We start from the raw sequence: 9,376 nt of genomic DNA, 5'->3' as shown, positions 1-9,376 counted from the left end.
GAGTACAGAAGCCCACGCTGTACCGTAAGGTCAGCGTTGGGTAGTTCACTTACTTCAAGACATGAAAAATCATCAGGTGTGTAAATTATTGATTCAGGGGATGCACTACCTCACTTGGGGATTCTCCAGAGGAGACGCTACGCGTAGACGCGCAAGCGGCTTCTCAGAGAGTACAGGGAGCAGGGAGCAGGGACAAAGGAGCAGGGAGAACACTGGCCCATATCCAATGACAATTGACCAATGACAATTGACTAACAAATATATTTAAACTTTATTTAAAACAGATATTTCCCGGATATGCCATCCATCAGTTTTACGAACCAAGTTATATCTAACTCTGACCGTTTCACTTGAGGACTTTTTCCGGTTCAGTTGACCGTTTTCATAAAAACTCGTTGCTTCAGTTACAGAAGCTTGCACCGCAGCATGTTCCTGATCGGTAGGATTAATCTCTAAAGATTCTACTTTAACAGTGTGTTGATATTTGCGATAACGGTTATCAGCCTTATCTTCCTTGGCAACGAGTTGCCATTGAGTTAGGGCTGAGTCTATTAAAATATTATCTAAACTATCAATTTCATGATTTGGCCCCAAGGCAGCAGATTTAGTTGCCAACCAAGTCTGAATCACTTCTTCTGCTGTCGCTTCTGTTAACAATCCTGTTGGAAACAGGGGTTTGCTATTGCGGTTAGGGATAGTTAGTGGTGGTTCATTTAGTTGTATTGATAACTGTTTACCTTGTAAAGCAGGTGCTGGTCTCAAGGCGTTATGTACTAATTTTACAGTCGTTGAAATCGCCAGCCATAAAACTAATATACTTCCCAGACTAGTCAACACTATCCACAATAACCGCTTATTGGTATTGACACCGCGAGTATTAGAACGCCGTCGCCGTGCAGTAGGTGGACGCTGTTCCCAGTGACCTTCTCTGGGATAAGCAGACGGGATGGGTTTGCGCCTTCTTGAGGTTGGTGGTTGAGAAGGTACACTAGCTCTAGCGGAACCATTCATCTGATAGTCATTGCTTCTGCTAGCGCGTTCCACGCCCGAAACAGGTGTAAAGGGCATGTCTAATCTTGTGTCTTCACGGTCTGAATGAGGAGGTGAGGCTTGAAAGGAAGAGGATGAGTCAATAGGGTGTGAATTTGCAGAATTGCTTCTATTACTTGGCAATTGACCGTAAACTATATTAGTATCGCTGCGAGGATTCTGGCGATTTATCCGGGTTTGAGGATATGACGGTTGGTTAATTGTTGACCCTTCATAATTGGTTTCTACTTGTGTCGGTAGCTGTTCGAGATAGGTTTGTACCTGCTGGTTAGCAAAATAATCTTTCAGGGAAGCTTGCTGTTTAACTAAATCTCGAAAGTTGGGAAAAACATCGTTTTGTAACCAGTGTTCACCGTATAAACACAAACCCGGAAGTAGGTCAGGAGAATTTTGAGAATGCTCGCGAATATAAGCTAGAGCTTCGTATTCTTGGCTCAGTTCTAAAGCACGGGTAGCTTCTTGTGTTTGACCCAACATCAAAGCGCATAACGACTGTTCTAAATGCACATCTTGGCGCTTACCTAGACGCATCAGCATCTGTTTGGCTTGGTAAATCAAAGCTGGTTGACGTTGGGTGAATCCGCGCGCTATCAATGCATAAACAGCCAAGTATATGGCTACGCCAGAAGGACGCTTACTTTCTGCTTCAAATAGTTGGTGTTGTTCTGCTACTGTCAGGTGGTTACGCAGTTGTTGGATAAAGCGTAAAAAATCATCAATGTTTAAACCAGAGTAGTCATTCCCTGCGCCATCAATACCGCCGCGATCGCCTAAAATTTCTTGTAATAACTGCAATCCTTGATTGCGTTCGGCAGTTTTTTCCAATGGCAAGGCAAGTAACTCTAAAATTCTATATGGTCTGAGTCTGTAAAGATCCGCTTGGATTTCAGCCTGAACATTGGGGAATAGTCCAAAATGTGCTAGTAATTCATCGCCTATTTCTAGGGAAGCAGCAGCATTTTCGTAATGACCTTGTTGCCATTCCTCTCGACCTAATTCTAGACACGCCAGAGCAACCGTGAGAACAACATCTGGTCTTTGAGGATCAATATCGCTGTATTCGCCATATTCGTCTGTTTCTATGTTGCCCGCTTGCAAAGCATTACCATTATTTGTCGTCAGGTAAGGATGACCTAACTTCAGTACTAGTTCGTATTCCCCTAAATCTTGGAGAATCAGCAAAGCACCTGCTAATTCCTCTGAGTTAATTTCGATGCTCAGACCTTGAGACTCAATCAAGCCATTGTCAGCAGCACGGTTTTCTACTGTCACGGCAGTATTGTGTTCCCTATCGGGACCATAAGCATGAGCAAGATAACTTTGATCGTAGGCTCTGCGTTCTTTGGGATCTGATAAAACCACGTAAGCTTCTTCAATCAATTGTTTGCGAGAGTTAATCGCTACCAGGGAATACTCGCGTCGCGGCAATTGCTGTCGGCGATCGCTATACGCCTGCCGCAATTGCTCCTCACTTGCCGCCAAAGGCAGTCCTAAAATTCGGTAGTAATCTAGCGGAATTCGCACAGCCTACTTCCCCTGCACCGCGATCAACATCATTTTGAGAGAGTATTCCAAGAGTGTAAAAGCGTGCCATAATAATAACTCGTTGTTTTCACACAACAAGTGTGTTTTGCAACAAGTTTACTTCTGCCTCTCCAATCTCTTTGACGGCAGCGCCAGTCATATTCTGTTGGCAGATATTTATTATTTTCCTCTATTTGGAATGTATTTTTTAAACATTCCTGTTGCGGATGCTGAAGGAAGTTTCTCAACATCCCATCAGACAGACACCGTTTCGTAGATTTGCTTCTGCTTGCAAGCGAGCCGAAGTATAACATAGTTAGATATTTATAGCAATTATCTAGAGAAGTAAAAACCGGAAAAATTCAATTTTTGAATTTGTTAATGAGTATGCAGAAAGCAAGCTATCCTGGTTGGTAGTCTTGGGTCTAAGGTTGTTATCTTAACCTTTCCCAGAAAAAACATAAAACAGTAATAGCCAATAACTGTTTAATTTTTAACTCTTTTTTTTGGGTTCAAAAATTATTCAATTCTTTTAAGCATGGTAACTTTGAGTGTTACTACGGGGATAGTAAAAAATAATGGTTCAAGAACGCACTTTACCGACATTTGACGTTGCTACCGCCCAGATTGATAAAGAAGAAGGGCTGCGGTTGTATCAAGATATGGTACTAGGGCGCACCTTTGAAGACAAATGCGCGGAAATGTATTACAGAGGCAAAATGTTTGGTTTTGTCCACCTGTACAATGGTCAAGAGGCAGTCTCCACAGGTGTGATCCAAGGGGCAATGCGGCCGGGAGAAGATTTTGTTTCTAGTACCTACCGCGACCACGTTCATGCTTTGAGTGCCGGAGTCCCAGCAAAACAGGTTATGGCAGAATTATTTGGCAAAGCCACAGGTTGCAGTAAAGGACGCGGCGGTTCCATGCACATGTTCTCTGCTGAACATGGTTTGCTGGGTGGTTATGCTTTTGTCGCAGAAGGTATTCCTGTAGCTGCTGGGGCAGCTTTTCAAAGTAAATACCGCCGAGAAGTTCTGGGTGATCCCAGCGCTGACCAAGTGACAGCTTGCTTTTTTGGTGACGGTGCTTGCAACAACGGTCAGTTTTTCGAGACCTTAAATATGGCTGCGCTGTGGAAATTGCCAATTCTTTTCGTCGTTGAAAATAACAAATGGGCTATTGGTATGGCCCATGAACGGGCAACTTCCGACCCAGAAATTTATAAAAAAGCCAGCGTCTTCAACATGGTAGGTGTGGAAGTAGACGGTATGGATATTATGGCAGTGCGTGCAGTCGCACAGGAAGCCGTAGCCCGCGCCCGCGCAGGTGAAGGCCCGACTTTGATTGAAGCACTGACTTACCGTTTTCGGGGTCACTCTTTGGCAGATCCAGATGAACTGCGAACCAAAGATGAAAAAGAATATTGGTTTAGCCGCGATCCAATCAAGAAATTTGCTGCTTATCTTACAGAAAAAAACCTGGCAACGGCGGAAGAATTAAAAGATATTGACCGCAAAATCCAGCAAGAAATCGAAGAAGCAGTGAAATTTGCTGAAACTAGTCCCGAACCTGACCCCAGCGAACTTTATCGCTACATTTTTGCGGAAGATAAGTAAAAATTAGGAATTATGAATTATGAATGCTGAAAAGTTTCATAATTTCATAATTTCATAATTTTATAATTTCATAATTCTAAAGCCGTGTTTTCTATATCTATTCAACAACAACAATACAAAACCTACATTCTCACGGATGAAACCGCCAACTCTCAGCTAGAAGTTGTTCCAGAACGGGGCGCTATTATCACTCGCTGGCGTGTTCAAGGGCAAGAAATTCTCTATTTAGATACAGAACGGTTTGCTAACCCAGAGTTGAGTGTTAGGGGTGGTATACCGATTTTGTTTCCGATTTGCGGCAATTTACCGGAAAATAGTTACACTTACAACGGTAAGCAATATATTTTGAAACAACATGGTTTTGCTCGTGATTTACCTTGGCAAGTCACTGATCAAGTTAGCCAAAATGCAGCAAGTTTTACTCTTACCCTCAATAGCAACGAGCAAACACGAGCAGTATATCCTTTTGATTTTCAGATAAGTTTCAGTTATAAAATCCAAGGCAATTCCTTAGAAATCCAGCAACAGTATACCAATCTCTCCTTGGAAGCAATGCCCTTTTCTTTTGGGTTTCATCCTTACTTTCTCATACAGGATAAAACCCAATTAGAGTTTGAGATTCCGGCTTCAGAGTACCAAGATCAAAGAAGCAAAGAAACTCATTCTTTTGATGGTAAATTTGATTTCAATCAAGATGAAATTGATGTGGCATTTAAACAACTAGGTAGTCAATCAGCTAGTGTGAGCGACAATAGCCGCAAATTAAAACTCACGCTGGAATCAGACAATATATTTTCTACGCTCGTGTTTTGGACACTCAAGGGCAAAGACTTCTACTGTTTAGAACCGTGGAGCGCTCCTCGTAATGCCATCAACACTGGTGAACATCTGACAATTTTGCAACCAGGAGCCACTTGTGCAGCGAGTGTGAGAATTTTGGCAAAATTTTTCTAAACCCCTTTACAAAGTTGGGACTTCTTATGATATATTAATAAAGTTGCAAATCGTTGGCAACGGGTCGCTAACTCAATGGTAGAGTACTCGGCTTTTAACCGATTAGTTCTGGGTTCGAATCCCAGGCGACCCATATAAATTTTTACATTAAAATAACCAAAACTAAAAAGCTTGATTGGTGCATCTTTAGTATCCCGTCTCTTTGGACTGAGGAGAGGTCAAAAATATGTATCAATTGATGCTAATTTGTGTTGACATAAGAGTTAGGATTGCAAGATTGCGATAAATTGTGATTAACTCTGTCAAAATTATTGTTACCAAAACCCATCAACACCGTGTTTTCAACCTCGGTCTTTACACTCAATAATGGTTTAACGTTTATCCATCAAGAAATTCCCGACACTCCTGTGGTTGTAGCGGATGTATGGGTGCGTGCTGGCGCTAGAATTGAACCCAGCCATTGGTTTGGTATGGCTCACTTTCTAGAACATATGATCTTCAAAGGAACTCCAAACCTGCCACCAGGAGTATTTGATCAAAAAATTGAAAACAGAGGTGGGGTAGCTAATGCGGTTACTAGCTATGATTATGCCCATTACTCTATCACTACAGCTGCCAGTTTTATCGAAGAGACTCTCCCTTACTTAGGAGAACTATTGCAAAATGCGGCGATTCCAGAAGATGAATTTAGCCGTGAACGAGATGTGGTTTTAGAAGAAATTCGTTTTTGCCAAGATGATCCTGATTGGATAGGATTTCAAGCATTACTCCAGAGTGTTTATCAGCGCCATCCCTATGGGCGTCCGGTGTTGGGTACAGAACAAGAACTCATACAGCACTCACCAGAACAAATGCGCTGCTTTCACCGCACTTATTACCAACCTGAAAACATGACGGTGGTGATTGTTGGAGGAATAGCTCAAGAAGTAGCTCTAGAATTAGTTAACCGTACGTTTAATAATTTTGGCGATCGCTGTTGTGATTGTCCATCAACAGAAGAAGTAGCAAAGCCAATCATAGCAGGAATTCGCCGCCAACAGTTAGATTTACCCCGCCTGGAACAAGCACGATTGATGATGGCGTGGACGGGGCCAGGAGTCGAACAACTTTGCAGCGCCTACGGATTAGATTTACTCTCAGTTTTACTAGCAGAAGGACGGACATCACGCTTAGTCAGAGACTTGCGAGAAGAACAGCAATTAGTCCAGGGTATATGCAGTAATTTTTCCCTCCAAAGAGATTCGAGTTTATTTACCATTACTGCTTGGTTAGAACCAGAAAACCTGGAACGTGTCGAGTCCTTAATTCGTTTACATCTAGAGGATTTACTGACTGATGGTATTTCCCCCCAGGAACTTACTCGTTGTCAACGCCTGTTATGTAATGATTTCGCCTTCTCCACAGAAACACCCAATCAACTAGCAGGACTATATGGATACTACAATACCATCGCCGAAGCACAATTAGCGATGACATATCCCGAAAAAATCCAGTCCTTTGATACGCAACAACTGCAACAATTAGCACAAGAGCTTCTTTCACCCAATCATTACGTAGTTACGGTATTGAAGCCTTGTTAGTCAAGAGTCAAAAGTCAAAAGTCAAAAGTCATTTGTTACTCCTTATAAATAAAAGACAAATGGCCAAGGACTTTTGACTCTTGACCAAGAACAAAGGACTCTTGACCAAGAACAAAGGACAAATGACCAAGGACAATTAACAAATGACCACTTCCCTACAAAGATCCCACATTCACCGCACAGTCTTAGATAATGGCATAGTATTACTCCTGACAGAAAATCCTACAGCAGATATTATTGCAGCGCGGATTTTTATTCGTGCTGGTAGCTGTTACGAAAATCGGGAACATGCAGGATTAGCACATTTATTGTCTGCGGTATTAACAAAAGGATGTGAGGGACTTTCTAGCTTGCAAATCGCCGAACGGGTAGAGTCTATCGGCGCACATTTAAGCACAGATACTGCTGCTGATTATTTTCAGGTGTGTTTAAAAACAGTAACAGCAGATTTTGCTGATATTTTGGCACTAGCAGGAAAAATATTGCGATCGCCTACTTTTCCAGAAGTAGAAGTCGAATTAGAACGACGCATCGCTTTGCAAGATATTCGTTCTCAAAAAGAACATCCCTTTAGCATTGCTTTTGATCAACTACGCCAGGTGATGTACCAAGATCATCCCTATGCTATGTCAGCACTGGGAAATGAATCAACTATGGGTAGTATCACTCGTACAGATTTAGTTCAGTTTCACCAAACTTATTTTCGTCCAGATAATTTAGTGATTAGTATTGCTGGTCGCATTACCCTAGATGATGCTGTTGCAGTGGTCAAAGAAGTCTTTGGGGATTGGCAAGCACCTGCTGATACACCACTGCCGAAATTAAATTTACCAAATCTTACCGTCCAGCCGCAACAGATTATAGTACCCCAACAGACACAACAATCAATTGTCATGCTGGGTTACATTGCCGCAGCAGTCATTTCTCCAGATTACGCTGCTTTGAAGTTATTATCTACATACTTAGGAAATGGACTTTCCAGCCGCTTATTTGTGGAATTACGAGAAAAGCGGGGTTTAGCTTACGAAGTTTCCGCCTCCTACCCCACACGGCTGTTTCCTGCCACATTCGTAGTATATATGGGTACGGCTCCCGAAAATACTCAAATTGCCCTATCTGGGCTGCACACAGAAGTAGATTTACTGTATACTAAACCACTCACAGAAGTAGACTTACAAGCAGCAAAGAATAAAATTTTAGGACAATACGCCTTGGGCAAGCAAACAAATGGACAACTTGCTCAAATATATGGCTGGTATGAAATTTTGGGATTGGGAATTGAATTTGATCAGGAATTTCAGCAACTGATTGCTAATGTTAATGCTGATGATGCGATGACAATAGCTTCTCGTTATTTACACAAGCCTTACGTATCTTTGGTTGGTCCAGAAGAAGCAGTTAAATCAGTTAACAGTTAACTGTTAACTGTTAACAGTAAGTAAATTTTGATAACTGATAACTGATAACTGTTAAAAATATAGTTATTTAGTAGCAAGTATCAGTAATTTTCTCTTGCATTTTATCACTTTTTGCCGTATAGAGTATTACCATCAACTTTAGCGAGGACAGAGTTTCATGACAGCCAGTTTCTTTGGCTATTTAAGTTCGCTAAACCCATTTGTAAAATGCTGTTTATTCAGACAGAAGCAGGGGAATAGATTTTTATTAGGAATCGAATTACTGCTATTTTCCTCTACACCTCTGTTGTTCACTGCTTTTGCTGTACCAGCATTTGCAGCACCATCACCACAAATCTTCCAGATAGCCCAAGTTAGCATTACTCGCCCTAACTTACAACTAGGTAGCCAAGGACAACCAGTATCAGAATTACAATCCGCACTGAAACTTTTAGGCTTCTACACAGGTGCTGTAGACGGAATTTATAACGAAGCAACAGCCAAAGCAGTTTCTCAGTTTCAACAAGCTGCTGGCTTAAATGCTAATGGTATTGTTGATGCTGTTACTTGGCAAAAACTTTTTCCTGGTGAAGCGATCGCATCATCTCCTTCCCCTAATTCTACCACTGCTGTCACCAATTCAGCCAGTAACTTTCCGGTTCCAACTCAGATTGTCAACAACTCTACAACTACTACAACTCAGACTGCGAATAATTCCACAGCAACTACAACTCAAACTGCAAATAATTCCACAGCACTGACAACCTCTCCCGAACCAAAACCAGCAACACCACCACAACAAACCACATCTACTAATTCTCAAAAGAAAACTGTCACCCAATCATCATCTAATCGTTCTCAACAAAGCACAAGTTCCCAGCCAACTAAACGCACTCAACAAAGTACACGTTCAACACGTTCTCAATCAACTAAACGTACTCAACCAACACCACGTTTCGAGCAAATTTCTGGTGTTCAATACACTTCCAAAGGATATCCGATCTTGCGCCCAAGAATGAATAATGCTGAAGTTAGAAGATTACAACTAAGACTGCGAAAACTTGGTTATCTCAAAAGTGATGCTGATGGCGACTTTGGTGAAGAAACCGAAGCAGCAGTTCAAGCTTTACAAAAGCGCTATAACATTGAACCTGATGGTGTAGTTGGTGGTGCAACTTGGGAAATTTTGCTACGACAGCGTTAGCTTGAACCAAAAGAAGCCCCACACTGTATTCGGTACTCCGAATCAGTGTTG

Annotated in this window: 6 protein-coding genes and 1 tRNA gene; 6 read left to right on the top strand and 1 reads right to left on the bottom strand. The window is 41.9% G+C overall.

Annotation, left to right across the window (positions count from 1 at the left end; all coding sequences use genetic code 11):
- Nucleotides 1-264: 264 nt before the first annotated feature.
- Nucleotides 265-2,574, bottom strand: coding sequence for an IMS domain-containing protein (locus AC5JMK_RS07950; protein WP_495909816.1), 2,310 nt, complete (start codon nt 2,572-2,574; stop codon nt 265-267).
- A 578-nt stretch (nt 2,575-3,152) separates the two neighbouring features.
- Here AC5JMK_RS07950 and pdhA point away from each other — a divergent pair.
- The 6 genes from pdhA to AC5JMK_RS07920 all read left to right on the top strand — a co-directional run bounded on the left by pdhA (nt 3,153) and on the right by AC5JMK_RS07920 (nt 9,325).
- The gene (gene pdhA, locus AC5JMK_RS07945) at nt 3,153-4,190 is read left to right on the top strand and encodes a pyruvate dehydrogenase (acetyl-transferring) E1 component subunit alpha (protein ID WP_096676223.1); all 1,038 of its coding nucleotides are present in this window, start codon (nt 3,153-3,155) and stop codon (nt 4,188-4,190) included.
- An 84-nt stretch (nt 4,191-4,274) separates the two neighbouring features.
- On the top strand, nt 4,275-5,144 hold the full coding sequence (locus tag AC5JMK_RS07940; protein ID WP_495909815.1) for an aldose epimerase family protein: 870 nt from the start codon (nt 4,275-4,277) through the stop codon (nt 5,142-5,144).
- A 61-nt stretch (nt 5,145-5,205) separates the two neighbouring features.
- Nucleotides 5,206-5,277 (top strand) — tRNA-Lys (locus AC5JMK_RS07935).
- A 202-nt stretch (nt 5,278-5,479) separates the two neighbouring features.
- Nucleotides 5,480-6,724 (top strand): M16 family metallopeptidase, encoded by a 1,245-nt coding sequence (locus AC5JMK_RS07930; RefSeq protein ID WP_096676221.1) that lies wholly within the window; start codon nt 5,480-5,482, stop codon nt 6,722-6,724.
- 143 nt (nt 6,725-6,867) lie between these two features.
- Nucleotides 6,868-8,142 (top strand): M16 family metallopeptidase, encoded by a 1,275-nt coding sequence (locus tag AC5JMK_RS07925; RefSeq protein WP_495909814.1) that lies wholly within the window; start codon nt 6,868-6,870, stop codon nt 8,140-8,142.
- A gap of 157 nt (nt 8,143-8,299) precedes the next feature.
- Entirely contained in the window at nt 8,300-9,325 is a 1,026-nt protein-coding gene (locus AC5JMK_RS07920; RefSeq protein WP_495909813.1) for a peptidoglycan-binding domain-containing protein, read from the top strand.
- Nucleotides 9,326-9,376: the final 51 nt, after the last annotated feature.

The organism is Pelatocladus sp., from assembly GCF_059505505.1.
The sequence above is the reverse complement of the archived record's forward strand: the minus strand, read 5'-3'. Positions and strand labels throughout refer to the sequence as shown.

Bases quoted from the DNA above. Each gene is read 5' to 3' on its own strand.
- AC5JMK_RS07920 (WP_495909813.1), top strand. From the start codon at position 8,300: ATGACAGCCAGTTTCTTTGGCTATTTAAGTTCGCTAAACCCATTTGTA.
- pdhA (WP_096676223.1), top strand. From the start codon at position 3,153: ATGGTTCAAGAACGCACTTTACCGACATTTGACGTTGCTACCGCCCAG.
- AC5JMK_RS07925 (WP_495909814.1), top strand. From the start codon at position 6,868: ATGACCACTTCCCTACAAAGATCCCACATTCACCGCACAGTCTTAGAT.